Below are 23647 nucleotides of genomic sequence, written 5' to 3'. Positions count from 1 at the left end.
GCGATCGCCTATTATTATTTCCATGGCTTTCTGTCGCTATACACTTGACTAATTATTCAACATTGCTCACCATAGTAAATGGCTCTAACCATCGTCTAATAACGGATAGAGCCATTTAGGGTAGATTTTTGACTAAATCACAAAATGGGTCGGGGGTTAATCCTAAATTGTCATAGGAAAGCCACCGACCACAATCATCATCGCCTGGGGTTATTTAGCGATCGCATTCATAGGAGAATCAGCCACCTCCGGCGATTCAGAATCCGGTTCTAAGGTAGCCATATCTGGTCCGATTGCAGTCCACCATAAAGCGATCGCCGGAATCACACCAAATAATACGCTTAATAGAGTCGGTAGTAGAAACTTAGGATCTAAAGCCACCACCGTAATTACCGCCCCAAAGCCAAAGTTAGTCAAATACACCAGTAAAGGTAGAGTCAACACAGATCGAGATAAAACAATCGGCTTACCTCTCCATAAAACCGCCGCCACCGTCATAAACACCAAACCCGTCCCCATCCATCCCGTAAGATTACGATAAGGCATTCCAAAAAATTCCCCTACATCTTGAAATTGCCAAAACGGAAAAGGTGCTTGACTCATAGCCGGGTCTAGGACTAAATCCCAAGCCGTTAATAAAATCGCCGCCACCGCTAAAGCTGCTACATGACGCACCCAACTTGAACCCAGCCTCACCTTCAAGCCACCCCTCGCTAGTAGGTAGCAGGTTAAACCCATATAAAACCAGGATAGGGGAATCGTAAACGGAACTAGATCCGCGATTTTATAGCCTAAACCGTTTAGATATTGGTAATGACCGAAAGGAAAACCTGTGCTAGTCCCCAGCAGTTCACTACTCAGGGATAGGACAATAGATGGCACCATAAATCCTAGCGTCGTAGCCAGCCCTAGGGTGCGATAGGCGTATAAACTAACTGCGATCGCTCCAAACACAATATAAGCTACTCCTCCCCCTGCCATACTCAGTTGAAAGAAACTTTGTCCTATGGGGGGTAGGTTAATAATTAGTTCTGGATTAGGTAGAACTATTAGCAGTCCCGCTAGACCAAACAGGGTGGACAGGATATGGATGGTCAGAAAAAATCGCTCTTGCATCAGAAGTTGCTTCATGGGACTCCTCAAACAGATATGAAACGCAGACCGCGTTTCCGAAAACTTTATAAATCTTTATACAACAATAGACTTATTTGCTGTTAAACGCGACCCCCCCCTGTCCCCTCCCTGTCACGCCCCATATCCCTGGCCCCTAACCCTAAGCTAATATCCTCCAGATCTGCCATATTGACAGACAGCACATTGACAACTATTCTTATTAAAGTCCAGACTAATTTATAATAACTTTGAATTAGCTGGTGGGACTCAAGCCAGAATGGTAGCCCATTTTTAGGAAAGTCCCAGGTTTGGTGCTGCTCATAACAGACTATCAACCAACCATCAATATCCATATAACACCCTGGCTGTGCCAGAACAAATCAATTCCTAGAGCCGATCATATCTCAGCAATTGAGAAATATTATGAATATCAGCTCACCTTGACACTTGGGAAAAAAATTACATGAAACGAAGAAAAGTTATCTCTTTAATTGGGTTAGCAATAGCCACCAGTGCCATCTCGATCGCTTGTGGTCAACAACAAACAACCATCGATCCAACCGCCACCAATGGTACAACAGGTGCAACCTTAGTCGTTTATTCTGGTCGTGCAGAAGACCTAATTGGTCCAATGTTTCAGCGATTTCAAGCCGAAACTGGCATTCAAGTCAATGTCCGTTATGGGGATACAGCCGAATTAGCCGCCACCATCTTAGAAGAAGGTCAAAATTCCCCAGCCGATATTTATTTTGCTCAAGATGCAGGAGCTTTAGGCGCTCTACAAAGAGAAGGGCGCACCCGTCCCATTCCAGAAACCTTACTCAATCAAGTAGACCCTAGGTTCCGCTCTCGCGAAGGACAATGGATTGGTATTACCGGACGCGCTCGCGTATTTAACTACAATACAGATCTACTCAGCAGCGATCAAGTTCCTAACTCAATTTGGGAAATTACACAACCCGAATGGTCAGGACGCATTGGCTGGGCTCCAACTAACGGCTCCTTTCAATCCTTTGTTACCGCCCTACGAAAGCATGAAGGCGAAGAACGCGCTAGAGAATGGGTAGAAGCCATGCAAGCCAATAACCCCCAGGTCTATCGCAATAATACAACCCTTGTCGAAGCCTTGGGGCGCGGTGAAGTAGACCTGGGATTGACAAATAACTATTACTTGTTCCGCTTTAAAGCCGAAGATCCCAATTTCCCCGTATCCTATCACTATCCCACCGGCGATGTAGGTTCTATGATCAATATAGCCGGAGTCGCTATTATCGATAGCACAGACCAACCCGAAGCAGCATACGCCTTTATCGAGTTTATGCTTAGTCCAGAAGCACAACAACACTTCGCCCAAGGGAATAGTGAATATCCCTTAATTGATGGCATTCAACCACCAGACGGACAGATTCCTATTGCTCAGATTAATCCCCCAGATATCGATCTCAGTGACTTAGAAGACTTAGAAGGAACACTAGAGTTGCTGCGTTCAGCAGGGGTTTTATAACCAAAGAATCCCATCCCATTGATCAGGAAGCACTAGACCCCTTCCTGATTTCTTCGCCTACTTTCCCATATAATATCCTCACTAATTTTTTCATTAAATGACTATTAACCTAAAGCAAACATTATCCTCAACTAGCTACTTATCCACCAGGCGATCGCATCCTCCTATTTTTTTAGTCATCATGGCTGCCATAGTCGCTTTAGGCATGGCATTACCCCTCGTTTACCTAGTAATTAGGGCAATGGGCATTGGATTAGCCCCCTTCATCGCCCTTATATCCCGACCCCGCACCATTCAGGTATTTTTTAACAGCATAGGTATGGCCTTCTTTGTCACACTCCTATCTGCCTTGATTGCCATTCCCCTAGCATTTCTAATAGTACGCACCAATTTACCAGGGCGGCGTTTTTGGTCAGTAGTCACCACCTTACCCCTAGCTATCCCCACCTATGTAGGCAGTTTTGCCCTATTAGCCTTCGCCGGACCCCGTGGTAGTATGATCCAAATTCTCCTCGAACCCTTCGGAGTCCAACGCTTACCCTCTATTTATGGCTGGGCTGGAGTAATTATCGCCACCACACTATTTTCCTACCCTTACATATTGCTCACAGTGCGATCGAGTTTACAAGGCATGGACCCAGCCATGGAAGAAGTCTCACGGGTTCTCGGATATACTCCCTATCAAACCTTCTGGCGAGTCACCTTACCACAACTGCGCCCGGCGATCGCCGCCGGGTCTCTACTCGTCTCACTCTATGCCCTCCAAGACTTTGGAACTCCCGCACTCATGCGCTTTGAGTCCTTTACCTACGTCATTTTTTTACAATATCGCACCAGTTTTGACCGTAGTATGGCCGCCGCCTTATCCCTAGTATTAATCGCCTTAGTCGGGTTGATTTTATTGCTAGAATATCGAGCGCGATCGCGAGCCGCCTATTATAGTAGAGGTTCAGCTAGTCAACATCAACAACCCCTGATTCCCCTAGGTCGCTGGACTTGGTTAGCCCTCGGTTTTTGTATCCTCATCACACTATTTTCCCTAGTAATGCCCCTCGGAGTTTTATTCTTCTGGTTAGGGCGTGGTCTGCGAGTAGGTCAAAACCCCATAGAATTAATCACCATGATGTTACCTGCCGCCTACAACTCCATCTATAGCTCAGGTCTAGCAGCCATCATTTCTACCCTGTTTGCACTCCCCATCGCCATTCTCGCCGTCCGCTTTCCTAGCCGCCTCACAGCCACCTTAGAGCGCACATCCTACATCGGTTTTGGAATGCCGGGAATTGTCGTATCACTCTCCCTCGTCTTCTTTGGAGCCAATTATGTACCCTGGCTTTATCAACAACTTCCCATGTTGATCTTTGCTTATCTAGTCTTATTCATTCCTCAAGCCGTCGGAACATTGCGCGGCTCACTACTTCAAGTATCCCCAAGCCTAGAAGAATCTGCCCGTATTTTGGGACGCACACCCTGGCAAACTCTACGTCAAGTCACCTTACCACTCGTTCGTCCTGGCGTGATCAGTGGCGCTATGTTAATCTTCCTAACCTCCATTAAAGAATTACCAGCCACTCTCTTACTCTCTCCCATCGGTTTTCGTACTTTAGCCACTCAAATTTGGCAAGCCACAGCAGAAAGTGTAGCCTTTACCCAAGCCTCAGTCGCCGCACTCATGATGTTGTTCGTGTCCACCTTAGCTACACTCATTATTCTTTCCCAAGAACGCCGCATCAAAAATGCACAGCCTAGCCTTACCCAGTTAGAAGACTAGGAGCCACTCATCTCTGATGTTTCTCTTATGTTAACTTTTGTAAAGAAAAGTTAAGAAATGTTAAAAAAATTCCTCTCACTGGGGGGGTTGCTTTACGGCGTTCACTCGTGCTATTATTATATATAATGGGAATATTGACAATTTTATTTTTTGTTAATAGATTACAATTATATTTTGGTATATAAAAATACTATCATTAGTTGCCACCCCCTGTCAACCCTCTGAGGAATTAAGCCTAGCAGGGAACAGGGCAATTAATTATTAATTATCCCGGCCCCCCTCAACCAATTTCACCTTAAAGCCTAACCCTGACCGGACTACGATTTTCCGTCAGCGACAACTCAGATTTAACAATCATTGAAGTTCCAGTCATTTCTGGAGGTTGCGGTAACTCCAGTATTTCCAAAATAGTCGGAGCTATATCCGCCAAACAGCCATCACTTCTCAAAGGTACATCAGTACCATGGCCGGGAATTTTCCGCCCCTCCCCTTCAACCAGAATAAAAGGCACCGGGTTAGTAGTGTGAGCAGTCCAGGGATTACCCTGTTCATCCGACATATATTCAGCATTACCATGATCAGCAATAATAATCGCTGTTCCCCCAGCTTTAGAAATACCTGCCAACAATTCCCCCAAACAGCGATCGACCGTTTCGATCGCCTTAACCGCCGCATCCATCATCCCCGTGTGACCCACCATATCAGGGTTAGCATAATTGATCACAATCAGAGAATAAATCCCCTTATCGATACCCTCAAGAGCAACTTCTGTCACTTCCTCCGCAGACATCTCCGGTTTTTGGTCATAGGTGGCGACCGCCGGACTAGGAATCAGTTCTCGATCTTCCCCCTCAAAAGGATGTTCCAAACCACCATTAAAGAAATAAGTCACATGGGCATATTTTTCGGTTTCCGCCGTCCGCAGTTGTTTCAACCCATGATCAGCAATTACTTGTCCTAAGATATTATCGAGTCCTTGGGGCTCAAAAGCTACATCCACCGGATAGTTGGGATCATACTGAGTAAAAGTCGCAAAACTCAGAGGCTCGATCAGTTCCCGTTCAAACTCATCAAAATCCTCCATCACAAAGGCTTGAGTAAGCTGTCGAGCGCGATCGGGTCGGAAATTAAAGAAAATCACCCCATCTCCGGGTTCTACAGCCCCTGGTGCTACTCTAATAGGGTTAATGAACTCATCTGTGATACCCTCTCCGTAGGATTCCCTCATGATCTCAGCTATAGTGCGATCGCTCTGTGGTCCATCGGTAGTCATGATCGAATAAGCCTTCCTTACCCGGTCCCATCGATTATCACGATCCATAGCATAGTAACGGCCGCTAATAGTCGCAATGTGCCCCACCCCTATTTCCTTAGTGTAGTCTTCAATTTGTTGAAGAACCTTAATTCCATCATTAGGGTTAGTATCACGGCCATCAGTAATCCCATGAATACAGACATTAGACAACCCCTTAGCCTTAGCCATATCCAGCAATCCCAGGATATGGTCTACATGGGAATGCACACCCCCATCGGAGCATAAACCCATTAAATGTAACTTACCCTCTCGCTGACGAACTTCCTCGCAAACTTTACTCAAAGCCCGATTATTCTGAATACTGCCATCCGAGACCGCATCAGAAATCCTCACCAACTCTTGAGGAACCACTCGTCCCGCACCTAAATTCAAGTGACCAACTTCTGAGTTGCCCATCTGACCCTCTGGTAAGCCGACAGCCTTACCAGAAGCCTGAATTAATGTTCGAGGATAAGCAGTCCAAAGGCTATCCATCACAGGGGTATTGCCAACAGCAATGGCATTTCCGTCCGTTTGTTCACGATAGCCCCAACCGTCTAATATGATTAGTACAACGGGAGATACAGACACTGATGCCATGCCAACTTACCTTTTCGCGACGAGTGAATTCCATCGACATGATATCATCCCTTTACCTAACTGTTAAATCTTTGCTAGGTGAAAAGGCAACAGCAAGCCAATTTAGGTGTAACCACATCGCCCTTTAAGTCCCAAAAACCCTCGTAAATTTGTTAACCTGGGGTTATTACCAACCAGCCCATAATTTTAAACAGATGGCAGCTAGAAATGATGATTGTGGTTCGTTTCAAGCTACCCTTGACATGAGAGCGTCAAATTTAGAGCATGATTTAATCTCAAATTAGGTTAATATTTTAGGGCAATATGGTATAATAAGCGAGAAGAGTGCGAGACGTTTAGGAGTCAAATAAGGCTGCAATGCCTGAAATAACCTCCTAGTGGGACTTGCACCCCTTGGTGGAATATAAGGGATTCGCACCCCTGACCATCCCATAACTGTTTATATGTCCCGACGCTTGGAGAAATCTAAGCAAGGCAGGGGACTCAAGGTCATAAACCAACTGAGAAATCAGGGCGTTGAGAGTAACGGCGATAGCCACCCCCAGTTTGAGGAATCACAACCCGTCAGATTGAAGCGGGGAACGGAAGGCGTGAGGGAAACCTATTCCCAATAATCCGACCACTGCCAACCATCCATGACTAAGGAAATCTGAATGTTCCGGCTTGAACCATCGTAATTATTAAGTAGCGAAATAGGTTGATACGCTGCGCTCAAAAGAGCAAGGGGAAAAGTAGGAGTTTTCATCCACTACCTACACAGACCTTTAAAATTACCCCGGTGGACAGGACAAGTCTAAAGATGGAATGCCCGTATAAACGGAACGTTTAAACCCCTCATAGGTTCTCAGCAGGATGTAACTGCACAGTAGTGAAAAGTGTAAGCGTATGCCTTTAAGGGGAAAGGATGTGACTGAAAGCTAATGCCTAACTGTAATGGTTAGGATATGCCCACTAGTCACGGTGTGGATATAGAGACTGCGACAAATAAGAGTGTTTATGACGAGAGCGAGTTTAAAGACTACGATGTTGTATTTAGCTCCAAAAGTTGAAGTCACAAAGCAGGGAGTTGTTGCCCTGTTCCCGATGTCAAAAGGGGTATCTACATCAGGAGCCGTATGAGGTGAAAGTCTCAAGTACGGTTTGGAATTGGAGTTGGGGAAGGTGACTTCCCTTTCGACCATAACGTTGAGGATAAACCTATTGCCAGATATGTCAAACCCAAGGAAGCGGCCTAAATCCTTGGAGTCCATGAAAGAACACTCCGCAGATGGGACGAAAATGGCTCAATCGAGACCATCAGAACCCCCGCTGGGCAACGACGATACAACGTTGAGTCATATTCTGATGCCATCACGCAGTGACAAACGCAAAGTCGTTATCTATGCCAGAGTTAGTAGCCGCGCCCAGCAGTCCGACCTCAACCGACAGGTGGCCGCACTGTCCAACCTCTACCCCGAAGCAGAAGTCGTCTCCGAAATCGGAGGCGGGCTCAACTTCAAGGGAAAGAAAATGCTGGCCTGACTGGGACAAGTCTTGTCAGGAGATGTCCGCATGGTTGTCGTTGCCCACCCAGACCGATTGGCCAGATTTGGATGGGACTTGTTTCGATGGCTCTGTGAGCAAAACAGGTGCTCACTCATGGTTCTCAACGAGACAAGTCTCAGTCGAGAACCAGAAATGGTTGAGGACATCCTCGCCATCCTCCACTGCTTCAGTTCCCGATTATACGGACGGAGTCAATATAAAACTCAGGTCAAAGAAGATCCGGATTTACCCCAGCCCAGAGCTAAATCAAGTCTGGCGTAAATGGCTGGCTGCTTGTCGGTATTGCTACAACCAAGCAATTGCATTATCCCGGAGTGGTAAACGACTAAGCAAACTGAAATTACGCAACAAAGTGATGCAGAGCGACTTACCCGAATGGGTCAAAGAAACACCCGGCCACATTCGGCAAAATGCCATCTTTGATGCCGATCAGGCTTTGACCGCCAGTCCTGATGCAAGGTTTAGAAGTTGTCGTGACAGCTCTCAAGGGATTAAGTTCAATAATACTAATTTCTCTTCAGGGAGTTGGTATCCAAGACTCACGAAAGGATTAACTTTCATGGTTTCCTAAGCTATCCCTAAAACTTGCGGGCAAGGGACTCAGTTGGTGTTTACCAAAGGTCGATGGTTGGCGATTTTCCCTGAACCAGTTGCCGTTACCCCAACTGAAGCGAATGGCGTAATTGCATTAGACCCAGGCGTCCGAACTTTTATGACCGGGTTTGATGGCTCTCGGTTTCTGGAATTGGGCTCCGGAGATATAGGACGCATTACTAGGTTATGTCAACATTTGGATGATTTGATGAGCCGAATCGCCAAGGAACTTAATCGTTCACGGCGACGCCGGATGAGGCAAGCGGCTCAACGAATGAGAACTAAAATCCGGAATTTAGTGGATGAGGCCCACAAGCAAATTGCTCATTACTTGACTAATGACTACAGCATAATTTTTCTGCCGACCTTCGAGACTTCCAACATGGTTGCCCAAGCCAAGCGGAAAATCAAATCCAAGACTGCCCGAGCCATGCTGACATGGGCGCATTATCGATTCAAACTAACCCTGAGACATCAAGCCGAGATAACTCGAACCACAGTTGTAGATGTGACGGAAGAATACACCAGCAAAACCTGTACTCACTGTGGTCATGTCCATTCCCAGCTAGGTGGCTCAAAAGTGTTCCGATGTCCTGAGTGTGGGTTCACTCTACCCAGGGACTGGAACGGTGCTTTTGGAATCTTTCTAAAAGCTTTGCGGGATACCGCCTCTGTTACCTTAACGGGTAATAGTGCTATCGTCGCATTGTCAGGCAATAGCCGGATAAATGTCGCGTAAATGTATCAGAATCCTAGTCAAGTGATAACCATCGTGGTTATAGGAGGGTCAAGCATCATGTTGGGAAGGATAATGGCGATCGCCAAAAATGTGTTTTGGGAAGTCATGCGCGCTAGGGTTCTCTATATTTTGGGTATCTTTGCGCTGTTGATGGTCGCAGCAGTTGAACTAATGCCCCAAGTCGCTGCTAGTTTAGAAGATAAAATTGTCTTAGATCTCGGTTTGGCTGCTATCAGCCTTCTTAGCTTAATTGTGGCAGTTTTTGTCAGTACCACTTTAATTAACCAGGAAATTGAAAAACGCACCGTTTATTTACTGCTTTCTAAGCCGGTTAGCCGCCCGGAATTGATTATTGGTAAACATTTGGGTTTGTGGGCGGTCTTAGCAGTTTTGGTCGTGGTAATGACAGCCATATATATGGGGGTTTTAAGTCTTAACCAAATTCCATACCCCGCACCAAGTATCGCCATTTCTAATCTGTTGATTTGGATTAAGTTTGGGCTAATTGGGGCGGCGGGCATTTTGTTAGGCGTGTTAACCAGTTCTCTGTTGGCTACACTCCTAACTTTTGCGGTTTATGTAATGGGAAGTCTCAGCCGAGACTTACTCGAATTGGGTCAAATTAGCGATAGTCAAACCATTGAAAATGTGATGACGGCAATGTATGTCATTTTACCGGATTTAGCCCGTCTGAATCTCAAAAATGATGCCGTTTATGCAGATATCCCTGATGTTCCTATTCTCGTGGCTAATGCTGGATATGGTATCATTTACACCGTCCTACTATTAGCCTTGGCGATCGCTATTTTTTCCCGCCGAGAATTATAAGCCATTAGTCATCATATCCCGCCCACACAGAGGCTAAATTTCCCCGACTGGGTGTGAACTGGTCAATGATTTGGTTAATCCGCTTTTCTAGCTGCTGTAAAGACAACTCCCGGCTCGCTGGTTTCACATCGGATATATTCCAATACTCCACCGTGTTCACCCAGGAAGGATATCGTTTAACCATTAACGGACGATATATTGATTCCTCAATGGCAATAATTTTATTGGCATTTTTAAAGTTAATTTGGGATACGGGTCTGATGGTTCGGACAGAATAATCTAAGGAAATACCCCGCTTCTCCAATTCCGAAATCACTTCTAAGGCGATCGCCCCCATTGAATAATTACTAGAATAATGGCTTTTATCTACTGGTAATAAAGCCGAATAAGCCCGCCAACTCAAGCCCCTGGTTTCCGCCAAATAATTAAACAAATACTCAGAAAATCGACTCAGATAGTCATTTCCTGTAGACAAAAATAAAATTGTTTTCATAAGCACCTTGATGTTGATTAAATGTGGGTTCAGACAGCAACCATGTATCTGGTAGGCGGAAGTTTAGGGGCTGGTTGGTAAATTAGCCCTGCCATGTTCTCAATAAATCTTACCCTAGATCCAGTGTAGCAACAACCAATATAACTTATTGGATAGATTTCGGCAATTTATTTGATGGACATCAACTTAGAACGTCCCCAGACAGCGGGTAATCAGAATAGTCTCAACCCATAGACTGAGTACCATAGTGATAAAACTTCTCAAAAGTGATAATATGAACCCAGTTGCCAGTTGTGATAATTGACTGAGAACCCGATCGCATTGTACCATAGACATAATCATTCAGTGTATTCTCAGTTACATAAAACTTTTCAGTTATACAATTGGTTCAGCATGAGGGCGGATATGATTAAGGCTGGGGTTCTGTGGTCACTATATTAAGTTTTTTGGAAAACTGAATCATTTTCTCCCAGATGGCAGGATAATAACAGAGATAGGGTTAGATCCACCAAGGTGAAACTTTGAGGACAGCCGGGTAATTCTCGGCTAATTCTCAGCGGTGAACTCCTATCAGGTAATAAGATTTACAAGCCAATCACCCTATGAATATTCAAACAGTTATCCTACGGGGTTCTTATTTAGATCAGCTAGTTCATGAATTGCGCGACTACTTCCCTGATGTCATTGTCCGCACTATTGGGAATGTCAATATCTTAGTCGAGGAGTCCTTTTCGGCGCGAATTTCCGCCAATTTGTCAACCACGATAATTTTAAACTATGCCGAATTTGACTATTGTGAAATTGATGTCATCACTGCTGGTGGAGATGTCGGTTTTTTAAATCTAGGTTATGGTGCGGGAAAAGCCAGGATCGACAGCTTTGTGGAGATGCTAGAATCAATCTGCAAGTCCCATAACTGGAAAATTGAACGAAAAATCGATCAGTAGCATCACTTTATTGTTAAAATTCGTAAAGGAACTGTTAAGGATAATGTAGGATGCGGGTTGCGATCGCTGGAGCTGGATTAGCTGGCATGGCCACGGCTGTTGATCTGGTTGATGCTGGACATGAAGTAGAACTATTTGAGTCCCGCCCCTTTGTGGGTGGTAAAGTAGGTAGTTGGGTAGACCCAGAAGGTAATCATGTCGAAATGGGTCTGCACGTCTTTTTTGGCTGCTACTACCAACTATTTGATTTAATGAAAAAGGTGGGAGCCTTTGAGAATCTGCGATTAAAAGACCATATTCACTGCTTTGTCAACCCCGGCGGCGTGATCGGAAGTTTAGATTTTCGCTTCTTTACTGGCGCACCCTTCAACGGACTAAAAGCCTTTTTCACCACTTCTCAGCTTTCCGTCCAGGATAAATTGCAAAATGCGATCGCCCTGGGAACTAGCCCCATTGTCCGGGGTTTGGTGGACTTTGAGGGAGCCATGAGAAACATTCGAGACCTAGATAAAGTCAGTTTTGCGGACTGGTTTCGCCGCCAGGGAGGGTCTGAAGGTAGCCTAAAACGGATGTGGAACCCCATCGCCTATGCTTTGGGTTTTATCGATACTGAAAATATCTCCGCGCGCTGTATGCTCACGATTTTCCAGTTTTTCGCAGCCAAAAGCGAAGCCTCCGTCTTGCGAATGTTGGAAGGGTCTCCGGCGGAATATCTCCATAAACCTATTGTTAACTATCTCCAACAACGGGGCGCTAAAATTCATCTGCGACGACGGGTCAGAGAAATTCAGTTTACAGAAATTGACGGTAAAACCCGTGTCACTGGCTTGGTGGTCGCCCAAGGGGAAGCCGAAGAAACCATTATTGCAGATGCTTATGTTTGCGCCTGTGATGTTCCTGGGGCTCAAAAAATGCTCCCAGAGGCTTGGCGAAAATGGCCGGAATTTGACAACATTTACAAGTTAGATACTGTTCCCGTAGCCACAGTGCAATTACGCTTTGATGGTTGGGTAACAGAACTCCAAGACTCACTCGCACGCCAACAGTTAGAAAAAGCCGTGGGTATAGATAACTTACTCTATACTGCTGATGCCGATTTCTCCTGTTTTGCTGATTTGGCTTTAACCAGTCCGGGAGATTATTACCGCTCAGGACAGGGTTCTCTGCTACAGTTGGTTTTAACTCCGGGCGACCCTTTTATTAAACAAAATAATGAGGCGATCGCCAATCATGTTCTCCAGCAAGTTCACCAACTTTTCCCCTCTTCCCGAGAGTTAAATATGACTTGGTATAGTGTAGTTAAACTAGCCCAGTCCCTCTATCGGGAAGCCCCCGGAATGGACCCCTACCGTCCCCCCCAAAAAACTCCCGTTGCTAACTTTTTCTTAGCTGGTAGTTACACACAACAGGATTATATTGATAGCATGGAAGGTGCTACCCTCTCCGGGCGACAGGCTGCCCGTGTTATCCTGGAAAATGCCCCTAACTTTTTGGAACTAAGCAAGCTGGGGGTACAGAGCTAAAATATTGTCCCTGTCTGGCTTGCTATAAGTAGGGCGGGGACTATGCCTCAATATAAACTACCTCACACCTTAATAATTAAGTAACTCAAATGGCTGATTGGTTAGAACATAGCGTGCAAATAGAAGTTAATGTTCCCATTGATATCGCATGGGATTTATGGTCGGATTTAGAACAAATGCCACGGTGGATGAAGTGGATTGAGTCCGTGAATATATTGGAAGAAAACCCAGAACTTTCTAAGTGGAAGTTGGCTAGTGGTAACTTTGAATTTAGCTGGCTTTCTCGCATTCTTAAAGAGATTCCACATCAGATTATCCAATGGGAATCAGTCGATGGGTTGCCTAACCGAGGCGCTATCCGTTTTTACGATCGCCATGGTAGTAGTATTGTCCGCCTCTCCGTGTCTTATGCTATTCCCGGTCTGTTAGGTAAGATTATGGATAATCTTTTTTTGGGGGGTGTCGTTGAGTCTACTATTGCTAAGGATTTGGAACGTTTTAGGGATTATGCTTTAGATTATTATGCTAATCGCTGAACTTTATTTATGGGAAGGGTTGACAGGTCGCCCCGAATCTTGATACAATATTGACATATATTACATAATTGTAATCTGTGCCATCAATAAAATTATGTCAATACTCCCATCATTTAGCATAATAGCATAAATAAACTCAGAAAGCAACCCCCACCCCCCTACTTGTGACGAGGGGGCTTGTTACAAAACTTAACATAATTCCGAGGACAATTAACAATTAATAATTCCCGGAGATTGGCTATTGCCTAATGGTGGCGGGTTGAGGAATATCAAATTGTGCAGGAATTGACAATTGAGAGGGGAAGGGGTGGAACGATCCATGATCGACAATTCCGAATTATTTTCCGGCAAATGTCCGGTGTTGGGGTATATTCAACAATATTGCAGGATTCGTAATACAGATTTTGTGGATTCTGTCTATGTAGTTTAGAACAAATGGGAGAAGAGATTTAATGAAACGATTGGGTCAGGTATTAGCGTTAGTAGGCTTGTTGGTAGGTTTGCTAGGATGGAGTGCCCCTCAGTCTGCATGGGCAGCGGATTTGAGTTTTGTTCAATTACCAAGTCTGCCAGCACCAGTTTTGGCGGAAGTTAACCGCAGAAACAAAGCTGATGCAAAGCTGGGCACTGAATTTGGGAAAAAACTGGATTTGAATAATAGCTCAATCCGAGAATTCCGTCAATATCCGGGAATGTTTCCCACATTGGCCAAAATGATCATTGACGCAGCGCCCTATGATTCAGTGCAGGAAGTATTAGAAATTCCGGGGTTAACCGATGCCCAGAAAGAGATTATAGAACGCTATATCGGTGAGTTTACCATCACTCCGGTAGAGCCGATTCTACAGGAAGGAGATTTCCGCCTCAATACCGGAGTCTATGACTAGGTTGGAGTAGAGAATCAGTTGATGGCTAAAATGTAACTATTCTAGGCTAGGAATCAGGCTAAGAATTTATAACCGCCGCCATTTCTATGGACAACGCGCCCTAAGTCGGTGTGGGTCTGTGAGAAAAGGGGGCGGTTCGTTTTTGTGGTCTATGGGTATAGATGTTGTTGTTGGATGATCTGACCTTGAGAGTTGACCCAAATATGGGAGGCTTCCCGAATTTGACCCTGTTTCAGTATAGCGATCGCAAAATGTCTATATTTATCAGATCCTGTGCCTTGAATGCGTGGGACACTGGCAGCATTAAGATATATAGTCTGATGTTCATCGACAGCTAGGGATTTCCGCAGATAGGCTTTAGTATGGCGGAGGGTGTGGTGCATATGACCAAAACCGACTAGGGGGATAGTTTTTCCGTAATTGCGGGTTTGGGTAATAGCTTCGGCAAAGTCGGGGTCGCCATAGTCACCGCCAATGGGTTTCCAGTCTTTACCACAGGGTGATTCTGGGGTGTCTCCTAAACCACTAGGGCCGTTATGTCCCAAAAAAATAATCTGGTCATAGGCGGCGTTTTTAACTTGGGCTAAAATGCGATCGCTTGATTCTTGGTTGCTGTTGACACCAAAGCGGGTTTGATAAAATTCTTGATTAGTCCATTGTGGCCCTCCCCAACTAAAGGGCCGAGTACCGACAACCGTTAATCCTAACTCAGGAAAATCTCGTTTTCCATAGCCCACGTGGGCGGGTCCCAGCAGATCAATTTGGGTTTGCACCCGGTCTTCCCGGGTGCGATCGTAAGGGCATTTTTGGCGACCCCACTCGGTCATGCTATACCAAGCGTCATGGTTTCCAAACACTACCGCCTTGGGTAAATCTAACTGAGCGATCGCCTTAACCACCTCTAGGGCTTCATTACCAAAATCACCTACAAATAGGGCTAAGTCTACCCCCAACTGTTTTAAGGCTATCTCATCTTCTGGTTCCCATTGGTCGTGGATATCTCCAATTAGGGCAATTTTGATAGTTAATTCCGGTGATGGGCTCATTGTATCTGATAGTACGTTTTTTTCTAGGATAAGTTGTTGCGACCCCAGGTTGAGATTTCTGGCTTTACTATTTTTGGTGAATTCAACTATAATTAGGAATTAGAGAATCACAAACCAGAGGTCAACTGATGTTTGCAGCGACTTTAGACCGACAACCGACCCAATATGAGAAGCCAGAGGACTTGTTTGAGGCGATCGCCACTTTAAAGAAAGACCTAAATGCGATCGTGCTGGCCCACTATTACCAAGACCCCGATATTCAGGACATCGCCGACTATATTGGCGACTCCCTAGGACTGTCGCGCCAAGCTGCCGAAACCCATGCAGATGTTATTGTATTTGCCGGGGTTCACTTCATGGCAGAAACCGCTAAAATTCTCAATCCAGAAAAACAGGTTTTACTCCCCGATCTTAATGCCGGATGTTCTCTAGCTGATAGTTGTCCTCCCCATGCTTTCGCTGCCTTCAAAGCTGCCCATCCTGACCATTTAGTGGTATCTTATATTAATTGCACTGCCGACATTAAGGCGATGAGTGATATCATCTGCACCAGTGCTAATGCCGTCAAAATAGTTAGCCAAATTCCCGCAGATCAGCCAATTATTTTTGCACCCGATCGCAACTTAGGGCGCTATGTCATGGCAGAAACTCAACGAGAAATGCTATTATGGGAGGGGGCTTGCATGGTGCATGAGAATTTCTCCGAAAAGAAAATTGTGCAGCTACAGATTGAATATCCCGGCGCGGAAATTATTGCTCACCCCGAATGTGAACCCCCAGTTTTACGTCATGCTAATTATATCGGTTCTACCACTGCTTTATTAAAGTACGTCAAAGAAAGTGCAAATTCCACTTTTATTGTAGTTACAGAACCCGGAATTATTCACCAAATGAAAAAAGAGGCTCCCGCCAAACAGTTTATTGCCGCGCCCCCCATGAACAGTTGCGCCTGCAATGAGTGTCCCCACATGAGGCTAAACACCCTCGAAAAACTCTATTTATCTATGAAAAATAGACAGCCAGAAATCACCTTACCCCAATCTACCATAGAGGCGGCATTGCGACCTATTCAGCGGATGTTAGAAATGAGTTAATTAATAGGGAATGTAAATCCTTCTCTGTCTACCTCTGGGAGAGGGCAATATCATGTAGGGGCGGGTTCGGCGAATGTCTTCACTAGGGGCGCGAAGATGAATAAACCCGCCCTCCAAACCTGTCTAATTCCTCCACTAGGGGCGCGAAGATGAATAAACCCGCCCTCCAAACCTGTCTAATTCCTCCACTAGGGGCGCGAAGATGAATAAACCCGCCCGCCCTCTCTCTCAACCTGTCTAATTCCTCCACTAGGGGCGCGAAGATGAATAAACCCGCCCGCCCTCTCTCTCAACCTGTCTAATTCCTCCACTAGGGGCGAGAAAATGAATAAACCCGCCCGCCCTCTCTCTCAACCTGTCTAATTCCTCCACTAGGGGCGCGAAGATGAATAAACCCGCCCGCCCTCTCTCTCAACCTGTCTAATTCCTCCACTAGGGGCGCGAAGATAAATAAACCCGTCCTCTCTCTCAACCTGTCTAATGTCTTCACTAGGGGCGCGAAGATGAATAAACCCGCCCTCTCTCTCAACCTGTCTAATTTCTTCACTAGGGGGGAGAAGATGAATAAACCCGCCCTCTCTCTCAACCTGTCTAATGTCTTCACTAGGGGCGCGAAGATGAATAAACCCGCCCTCTGGGGAGAGGGGGAGAGGGGGAGAGGGGGAGAGGGGGAAAGGAAAGGTTTTTTTGTGAGTTTCGGCCAGATAGGTTAAAATTATTAAGAGATGTGAAATTTTTGCATTTCCAGATAATCTCTGTTATCCCAACTGATCAAGTATGTCTCTTCCCATTCGCAACGTTGCTATTATCGCTCACGTCGATCACGGCAAAACCACATTAGTAGATGCTCTTCTCAAACAGTCCGGTATTTTCCGGGAAGGGGAAGATGTCCCGGACTGTATTATGGACTCCAATGATATTGAACGGGAAAGGGGAATTACGATTCTCTCTAAAAATACCGCCGTTCGCTACGGAGAAACACTAATTAATATTGTCGATACCCCCGGCCACGCCGACTTTGGCGGAGAAGTGGAACGGGTGCTAGGTATGGTTGATGGCTGTATACTGATTGTCGATGCTAACGAAGGCCCGATGCCTCAAACGCGCTTTGTCCTGAAAAAGGCGCTAGAAAAGGGACTCCGCCCCATTGTGGTGATTAACAAAATCGATCGCCCCCGTGCCGAACCCTATGGCGCAGTTGATAAAGTTCTCGACCTATTCTTGGAACTAGGGGCAGATGATGATCAGTGCGAATTTCCCTATCTGTTTGCATCAGGTTTAGCAGGATACGCCAAACAGGACTTGGAAGAGGAAGGGGTAGATATGAAACCCCTGTTTGAGTATATTATCGACCATGTACCACCACCTGTAGGCGACCCAGAAAAGCCCCTACAACTGCAAGTTACCACCCTAGACTATTCCGAATATGTCGGCCGTATCGTGATTGGTAAAATCCATAATGGGGTGATTAGAGCCGGACAACAGGCTGCTTTAGTTAAGGAAAATGGCGAGGTAGTCCGTAGCAAAATCACCAAGTTAATGGGATTTGAAGGCCTGAGCCGGATTGATTTAGAATCCTCTAGCGCCGGAAACCTAGTAGCTGTGGCTGGTTTCAGTGATGCAAATATTGGGGAAACGATTACCTGTCCTAATGAACCCCAGGCTTTACCTTTAATCCGGGTTGATGAACCGACCTTGCAAATGGCTTTCTCGGTGAATGATTCCCCGTTTGCAGGTCAGGAAGGTACTTATGTGACTTCTCGACAATTGCGCGATCGCTTAATGCGAGAATTAGAAACTAACGTCGCCCTGCGGGTTGAAGAAACCGACTCCCCTGATAAATTCATGGTTTCCGGTCGTGGGGAACTCCATCTAGGTATTTTAATTGAAAATATGCGCCGGGAGGGTTACGAGTTCCAAGTATCCCAACCCCAGGTAATTTACCGAGAAGTTAGCGGTCAACCCTGCGAACCCTTTGAATATCTGGTTTTAGATGTTCCAGAAGAGGCTGTAGGGAGTTGTATGGAACGTTTGGGTCAGCGCCGCGCCGAAATGCAGGATATGCGTATGGGGGTTAATGGTCGCGGCCAATTGGAATTTGTAGTTCCCGCCCGTGGTTTAGTAGGTTTCCGGGGGGAATTTATGCGGATGACCCGTGGTGAAGGGATTATGAACCATAGCTTCCTAGAATATCGTCCCATGAGTGGAGATATTGAAGCGCGACGCAATGGGGTGTTAATTTCTTTTGAAGAGGGGGTTAGCACTTTCTACGCCCTGAAAAATGCTGAGGATAGGGGTGTGTTTTTCATTACCCCAGGAACTAAGGTTTATAAAGGTATGATTGTTGGGGAACACAACCGACCCCAAGACCTGGAGTTAAATGTCTGCAAAACTAAGCAGTTAACTAACCACCGTTCTGCTACTGGGGATGAATTGGTACAATTACAGACTCCTATGGATATGAGTTTAGAACGTGCCTTAGAATATATCGGCCCTGATGAGTTGGTGGAGGTTACTCCTGAGTCCGTGCGTCTGCGTAAGGTGAGTAAAAAGTTGGTTAAACGCTAAACCTAGCTAAAACTGCCTTGTGGCAAGGGTTAAGTGGGCGGGGTTGCTCTAGCTGTTTATTACACAATACAGCGCGCACCCGCCCCTAAATTTTTCTGGGCCGGGGACAGGGAACCGTCAGGAAATCTTGACCCCCATTTAAATAAAGGTTATTGACATATTATGAATTGTGTTATAATTGATAAAATATACAAAACGTTCATCTCCCCCACCCGTTAACTTAACTGTCTGTTTGTCCAGTTATTGCTTAACGTTCTGAGGAAGACGGAAGTAGGGACCCATGCCCGAAGGAACGCGCCACATTTTGACAGTTGGTTGAAGGGAGTAAGTACAATGTTTGTACCTTCTTTGGTGGCTTTTTCCGTCGCTTGCTTGGCGATTTACTTGAGTTTTCAGACTTCTGAGGAGGTTGTTAAAGTTGGAGCGAGGGGGACTGCATTTGTCTGTTTATTGATCAGTCTGGTTTATGCACCTTGGTCAGTTTTGCTGGTCTTAATTGTTCCAGTATTGGCTTTCCGACTGGCATAACAGAGATTTGCGTGATTTTCTCCTGAAAAAATGACATATTTCGAGAACTGAGACAGGGATTTTGACAAAATTAGCCAGTTTTTTTATGGCTAATTATCCCCTGCCCCAGTCAGCCCTTACGGGGGTCTTTTTTTTAGTCTGGTAGTTTGTACTGTGCTACAATCCGTTTAGCAAAATCGGGGACGTGATTATCTAGTTTTTCTGGGTAATTGCGTTTTACATAGAGATAGTTGCGGGTGTAGTGAGAGTCGATGGAAAAGCGAGCATATTCTAAGCCTTTGGGTCCAATGCGTTCAATAACTACCCCCATCATTTTAGCGGCCCACATGGGTATGGTGACTGCTTTATCGTAGGCGGGAATGCTCTGTTGAACGGCTTGGTGGCGATCGCCTTTGGAAGATACGGGTTGAGTGTCTAGTTGGTCTTGAATCAGATCGAGCATTTCCTGTCCGCGATCGTTACGAACGACGATCCATTGCCAGCCAAAAGGAGCCCCCATATATCCTACCACCAAATCAGCCAGAGAGTTCACATAATCAAAACAACTGAGACAGGAGGGGGCAAAAATATCTTTCAGTTGGTTAGTTTTCAAGCCAAAAAATGGGACGGTTTCGGTGGAACCATCTTCGTGCTTAAAGTGGACGCGGAAATCCTGCATAAATTCATAATGGACAACAGTTTCCGGCGATCGGCTAGTAGTTTCCAAAAACTTTTGTAGACCGGCGCGGGTAACATTGTCAACGCAGGGAGTACCGAGAACATAGAGTTTTTCTAAGCCCATTTGTTTCTCAACGGCGCGCAGGGCTTGGATCTGACATCCTACACCGATAACGAGTAATTTTTTCATGCCCGATCGCTCTACTTCTTCCAAAACTGATAAGTTAGGGGAGAGGGTAGGCTTGTTGACCCTGGCGGCGAGAACTTCCTCCGGGGTCCGGGCGAGGACTGGCATAGGTCCAAAGCGATCCTCTTTAGTATTTTGGACACAAACCACCCCTTCGACTATACCTTGGTTAAGCATCTCACAGGCGATCGTGCTGACAATGCCTGTCCACTGTGCCCCTGGTATAGGTTCTTTTTTGCGGGCGGCCATCATATCCTGATGTACGCCAAAATACAGGTCATCTGAGTTGTCTAAATTACGGGATCTCCCGTGGGCTTGTTCTTCGAGGTTAGCGATCTGTTCGTTAAGAAAAGCACAGGCTTCCTTGACATAGTGGATATAGTAGGTATCACAAAGACCGCATTCGCTACAGAGGGCTTTAGCGGGGCGACGGCTTCCTGGTTTAAGGGCTTTGGCTTTCTGATGCGAGCGAGGTTGCTGTAATGAAGTCATTGAAAGCGTGTTTGTTATGTGTAAGATTCAGTGGCTTAATTTTAGCATTGAGGCGACCACTTGGGGATTACCTGAGAATTTATTGTATAATGATAAGTGTCTTTTTTCACCCTAGGGGGAGTAATAGGATAATTGATGAAGGGGAGATATCCTAATCATTAAAAAGGCGATCGCCCCCCAAATGTTTATTTTTTTATTAAGGGTTCTGAACTATTAAAACCGAACATCTGAGATGATGGATGACATGATTACTAACACTACCAAGAAACAGTTCAGCCAGTTCGGAGCGCCCCCTTCTTCCCATGACGACTAAATCAGCATTCCAGGATAAAGACACTTCTCTAATCCAATAACCTGCCTCACCAATTTTATACTCAGATGTAGCCCGAATCCCCTCATGTTCACACTGATCTAAAAAAGTTTGTAGCCAATTTTTGACCTCCTCAACTTCCTTAGCCATTAGTTCTTGTTGCACCTGCGCCGCCCGTCCCAAACCCTGTCCATAAATATCCCCAGCAGAACCAAAAGCCAGAGGAGACAGTCCCACACAATGAAAAATCTTCAGTTCTGCCTGTTCTACTTTAGCGAGGTGAAATGCTTTTTGGAACACGAGCTTACTTTGGGATGACCTATCAATGGCCACCAAAATTTTAGAATATTCCATAACCCGAACCAAATACGCCTTAGATTCATCATACCCCTTTATTGGAAGTATCAAATGAAATTATCAAATTTTCTGTTATGATATAAGGTTGCACTACAATATATGAAACGATATCAAAATGACCCAAAACTACCGCATTACCCTTCTGTCAGGTGATGGCATCGGCCCCGAAATTATGGCGGTGGCGGTGGATGTCCTCAAGGCTGTTGGTAAACAATTAGACCTAAGTTTTGAATTTAAAGAAGCGCTCATGGGGGGAGTGGCTATTGATGCTACGGGAGAACCGCTACCAGAGGAATCATTACAGGCTTGTCGCGATAGTGATGCGGTGTTGTTGGCGGCGATCGGCGGCTACAAGTGGGATAATTTACCGCGTCACCAACGCCCAGAAACGGGACTTTTGGCACTGAGAGCAGGTTTGGGGCTATTTGCTAACCTGCGTCCGGCTACTATTTTGCCTCACTTGATTGATGCGTCATCTCTGAAGCGGGAAGTTGTGGAAGGGGTAGATATTATGGTGGTGCGAGAGTTGACGGGGGGTATTTATTTCGGTCAACCCAGGGGTATTTTTGAGACGGAGACGGGGGAAAAACGGGGGGTCAATACGATGGCCTATGGAGAATCGGAAATAGACCGGATTGGACGGGTGGGGTTTGAAACGGCGAAAAAACGCCAGGGTCGCCTGTGTTCGGTGGATAAGGCTAATGTTCTTGATGTTTCTCAGTTATGGCGCGATCGCATTACGGCGCTGGCGGCGGACTATCCAGAGGTGGAATTGTCTCATTTATATGTGGATAACGCGGCTATGCAATTGGTGCGCTGGCCGAAACAGTTTGATACTATTGTGACTGGTAATTTGTTTGGGGATATCCTCTCAGACGCGGCGGCTATGCTAACGGGAAGTATTGGGATGCTACCTTCGGCGAGTTTGGGTGCTTCTGGTCCTGGGGTGTTTGAGCCTGTACACGGTTCGGCTCCAGATATCGCGGGACAGGATAAGGCGAACCCGTTGGCTCAGGTATTGAGTGCTGCTATGATGTTGCGTTATGGTTTGGACGAACCGGCAGCAAGCGATCGCCTTGATTCGGCGGTGTTACAGGTTCTTGATTGGGGATACCGCACGGGGGATATTATGTCTGAGGGTATGAAGGCGGTAGGCTGTCGGGAAATGGGCGATATGTTATTAAAGGCTTTGTCTGAACAGGGTTGATTAAGGTTCCTTCATAATTGCGATCGCTTCGGGTGAGGTTAATTCTGGGGTTAATTCTGGGGTTAATTTTGAGGGAGGCGATCGCTATTTCATCTGGTGATTATACTTGTTAAGGTTGGTGGATTTTAAGTATGGCTACAAGAAGAGTTTTTTAGCATACCTGACAAACTCTTTATCATTTTTATGTTCAACCCAAAAATTAGCTCAATGTGTTACTACTGTTAAAGGTTTAACATTTATTTATAATGATAGTCACTGATAGGTAAAGGCTTAAGTTGAGATAATTGTTTAGCTCAAAATAGCGCTATGCTTGTCGGGTGAGTAATTTAGTAATTAATTCAAAACTGCCCACTATTCCTTAATTACCTGGAAACAAAGCGAACATTTTCCGTTTGTAAATTCACCGCAACTGTTACATAAGATCCGGTCTGATATCCTGGTTCAAATATCCCTAATGTAATAATTGAAACAATAATAGAAATCAGAAATTGGAGCCAGTTTATCCCATGAATACCATACTGAATTAAAATTTCGTTGGTATTTTTGTCTCGAGAAAATTTGTAACGCCATCTTCCTATAACTTTAGGGTTTTTATTTTTAATTGCTGTTCTAGCTTGACTTTCAAAATTAGGCATTTTTTTGTTAAGAATACTTTTTGCTCGTAGCTGCTCACTTTCGGAAACATGACTACAGGCTGCCAGCAACAATACTAGAGATGTACTGCTTAAACCCAGGATAAAATAACGGCGTGAATGAAGTGCTTTTGTTGACATTGTTAAATCTCCACTTTGCTCAATTACGACAATGCCACAAACTTTAGGTATTTG

The 23647-nt window shown here is 45.4% G+C and carries 22 protein-coding genes, 1 pseudogene and 1 riboswitch; of the genes and pseudogenes, 16 read left to right on the top strand and 7 right to left on the bottom strand.

Features of this window, described 5'->3' with window-relative positions; translation table 11 throughout:
• Positions 1-210 precede the first annotated feature (210 nt).
• Positions 211-1131 carry a gamma-carotene 1'-hydroxylase CruF gene (gene cruF / locus N39L_RS05245; RefSeq protein ID WP_014274510.1) on the bottom strand — a complete coding sequence of 307 codons (921 nt, stop codon included), beginning with the start codon at positions 1129-1131 and terminating at the stop codon, positions 211-213.
• A gap of 445 nt (positions 1132-1576) precedes the next feature.
• Here cruF and N39L_RS05240 point away from each other — a divergent pair, with 445 nt between their 5' ends.
• Together N39L_RS05240 and N39L_RS05235 are read left to right on the top strand one after the other, a co-directional pair.
• Positions 1577-2617, top strand: a complete 1041-nt coding sequence (locus N39L_RS05240; protein ID WP_006619957.1) for an iron ABC transporter substrate-binding protein — start codon at positions 1577-1579, stop codon at positions 2615-2617.
• A gap of 97 nt (positions 2618-2714) precedes the next feature.
• A complete protein-coding gene (locus N39L_RS05235) occupies positions 2715-4388 on the top strand; it encodes an ABC transporter permease (protein WP_006619958.1) in 1674 nt (557 codons plus the stop codon).
• Positions 4389-4683: 295 nt separating this feature from the next.
• Here N39L_RS05235 and gpmI read toward each other — a convergent pair whose 3' ends face one another.
• Complete coding sequence (gpmI, locus tag N39L_RS05230; RefSeq protein WP_014274509.1) at positions 4684-6282, bottom strand: 2,3-bisphosphoglycerate-independent phosphoglycerate mutase; 1599 nt, start codon at positions 6280-6282, stop codon at positions 4684-4686.
• A 443-nt stretch (positions 6283-6725) separates the two neighbouring features.
• Here gpmI and N39L_RS05225 point away from each other — a divergent pair, with 443 nt between their 5' ends.
• The 5 genes and pseudogenes from N39L_RS05225 (at position 6726) to N39L_RS05205 (ending at position 9988) form a co-directional block, all read left to right on the top strand.
• On the top strand, positions 6726-6896 hold the full coding sequence (locus tag N39L_RS05225) for a hypothetical protein (protein ID WP_167538952.1): 171 nt from the start codon (positions 6726-6728) through the stop codon (positions 6894-6896).
• Between the two features lie 621 nt (positions 6897-7517).
• Positions 7518-8073 (top strand): annotated as a pseudogene (locus tag N39L_RS05220) (IS607 family transposase); the annotation flags it as partial.
• A gap of 109 nt (positions 8074-8182) precedes the next feature.
• A complete protein-coding gene (locus N39L_RS05215; protein ID WP_014276758.1) occupies positions 8183-8398 on the top strand; it encodes a hypothetical protein in 216 nt (71 codons plus the stop codon).
• 3 nt (positions 8399-8401) lie between these two features.
• Positions 8402-9160 carry an RNA-guided endonuclease InsQ/TnpB family protein gene (locus tag N39L_RS05210; RefSeq protein WP_434221575.1) on the top strand — a complete coding sequence of 253 codons (759 nt, stop codon included), beginning with the start codon at positions 8402-8404 and terminating at the stop codon, positions 9158-9160.
• A 57-nt stretch (positions 9161-9217) separates the two neighbouring features.
• Complete coding sequence (locus tag N39L_RS05205) at positions 9218-9988, top strand: ABC transporter permease (protein WP_014274506.1); 771 nt, start codon at positions 9218-9220, stop codon at positions 9986-9988.
• 4 nt (positions 9989-9992) lie between these two features.
• Here N39L_RS05205 and N39L_RS05200 read toward each other — a convergent pair whose 3' ends face one another.
• Positions 9993-10481 carry an arsenate reductase/protein-tyrosine-phosphatase family protein gene (locus N39L_RS05200; RefSeq protein WP_014274505.1) on the bottom strand — a complete coding sequence of 163 codons (489 nt, stop codon included), beginning with the start codon at positions 10479-10481 and terminating at the stop codon, positions 9993-9995.
• A 602-nt stretch (positions 10482-11083) separates the two neighbouring features.
• Between N39L_RS05200 and N39L_RS05195 the strand changes: the two genes are divergently transcribed.
• From N39L_RS05195 to psbU, 4 genes are all read left to right on the top strand, one after another.
• Positions 11084-11428: a hypothetical protein gene (locus tag N39L_RS05195; RefSeq protein WP_006616918.1), complete on the top strand. Its 345-nt coding sequence runs from the start codon at positions 11084-11086 to the stop codon at positions 11426-11428.
• Between the two features lie 50 nt (positions 11429-11478).
• Positions 11479-12951, top strand: coding sequence for a 9,9'-di-cis-zeta-carotene desaturase (zds, locus tag N39L_RS05190; protein ID WP_014274504.1), 1473 nt, complete (start codon positions 11479-11481; stop codon positions 12949-12951).
• A gap of 89 nt (positions 12952-13040) precedes the next feature.
• The gene (locus N39L_RS05185; protein WP_006616920.1) at positions 13041-13487 is read left to right on the top strand and encodes an SRPBCC family protein; all 447 of its coding nucleotides are present in this window, start codon (positions 13041-13043) and stop codon (positions 13485-13487) included.
• A 452-nt stretch (positions 13488-13939) separates the two neighbouring features.
• A complete protein-coding gene (gene psbU / locus N39L_RS05180; protein WP_014274503.1) occupies positions 13940-14374 on the top strand; it encodes a photosystem II complex extrinsic protein PsbU in 435 nt (144 codons plus the stop codon).
• Positions 14375-14523: 149 nt separating this feature from the next.
• On the opposite strand, the gene N39L_RS05175 is transcribed toward psbU, so the two are convergent.
• Entirely contained in the window at positions 14524-15420 is an 897-nt protein-coding gene (locus N39L_RS05175; RefSeq protein WP_014274502.1) for a TIGR04168 family protein, read from the bottom strand.
• Positions 15421-15548: 128 nt separating this feature from the next.
• On the opposite strand from N39L_RS05175, the gene nadA reads away from it, so the two are divergent.
• The 4 genes from nadA to N39L_RS05155 all read left to right on the top strand — a co-directional run bounded on the left by nadA (position 15549) and on the right by N39L_RS05155 (position 19610).
• Positions 15549-16514, top strand: coding sequence for a quinolinate synthase NadA (gene nadA / locus N39L_RS05170; RefSeq protein WP_014274501.1), 966 nt, complete (start codon positions 15549-15551; stop codon positions 16512-16514).
• Positions 16515-17017: 503 nt separating this feature from the next.
• On the top strand, positions 17018-17227 hold the full coding sequence (locus N39L_RS05165; RefSeq protein WP_035736319.1) for a hypothetical protein: 210 nt from the start codon (positions 17018-17020) through the stop codon (positions 17225-17227).
• 64 nt (positions 17228-17291) lie between these two features.
• Entirely contained in the window at positions 17292-19082 is a 1791-nt protein-coding gene (typA, locus tag N39L_RS05160) for a translational GTPase TypA (protein WP_006617677.1), read from the top strand.
• Between the two features lie 194 nt (positions 19083-19276).
• Positions 19277-19381, top strand: a riboswitch (Glutamine riboswitch).
• A gap of 34 nt (positions 19382-19415) precedes the next feature.
• Positions 19416-19610: a hypothetical protein gene (locus N39L_RS05155; protein ID WP_006617676.1), complete on the top strand. Its 195-nt coding sequence runs from the start codon at positions 19416-19418 to the stop codon at positions 19608-19610.
• A 133-nt stretch (positions 19611-19743) separates the two neighbouring features.
• Here the strand turns inward: N39L_RS05155 and N39L_RS05150 are convergent, their stop codons facing one another.
• Positions 19744-20946 carry a Coenzyme F420 hydrogenase/dehydrogenase, beta subunit C-terminal domain gene (locus tag N39L_RS05150; RefSeq protein ID WP_006617675.1) on the bottom strand — a complete coding sequence of 401 codons (1203 nt, stop codon included), beginning with the start codon at positions 20944-20946 and terminating at the stop codon, positions 19744-19746.
• Between the two features lie 196 nt (positions 20947-21142).
• On the bottom strand, positions 21143-21610 hold the full coding sequence (locus tag N39L_RS05145) for a universal stress protein (protein WP_006617674.1): 468 nt from the start codon (positions 21608-21610) through the stop codon (positions 21143-21145).
• 118 nt (positions 21611-21728) lie between these two features.
• Between N39L_RS05145 and leuB the strand changes: the two genes are divergently transcribed.
• A complete protein-coding gene (gene leuB, locus N39L_RS05140) occupies positions 21729-22820 on the top strand; it encodes a 3-isopropylmalate dehydrogenase (RefSeq protein ID WP_006617673.1) in 1092 nt (363 codons plus the stop codon).
• A 362-nt stretch (positions 22821-23182) separates the two neighbouring features.
• Here the strand turns inward: leuB and N39L_RS05135 are convergent, their stop codons facing one another.
• Complete coding sequence (locus N39L_RS05135; RefSeq protein WP_006617672.1) at positions 23183-23593, bottom strand: hypothetical protein; 411 nt, start codon at positions 23591-23593, stop codon at positions 23183-23185.
• Positions 23594-23647: the final 54 nt, after the last annotated feature.

The organism is Limnospira platensis NIES-39 (assembly GCF_026000695.1).
GTDB lineage: Bacteria > Cyanobacteriota > Cyanobacteriia > Cyanobacteriales > Microcoleaceae > Limnospira > Limnospira platensis.
The sequence above is the reverse complement of the archived record's forward strand: the minus strand, read 5'-3'. Positions and strand labels throughout refer to the sequence as shown.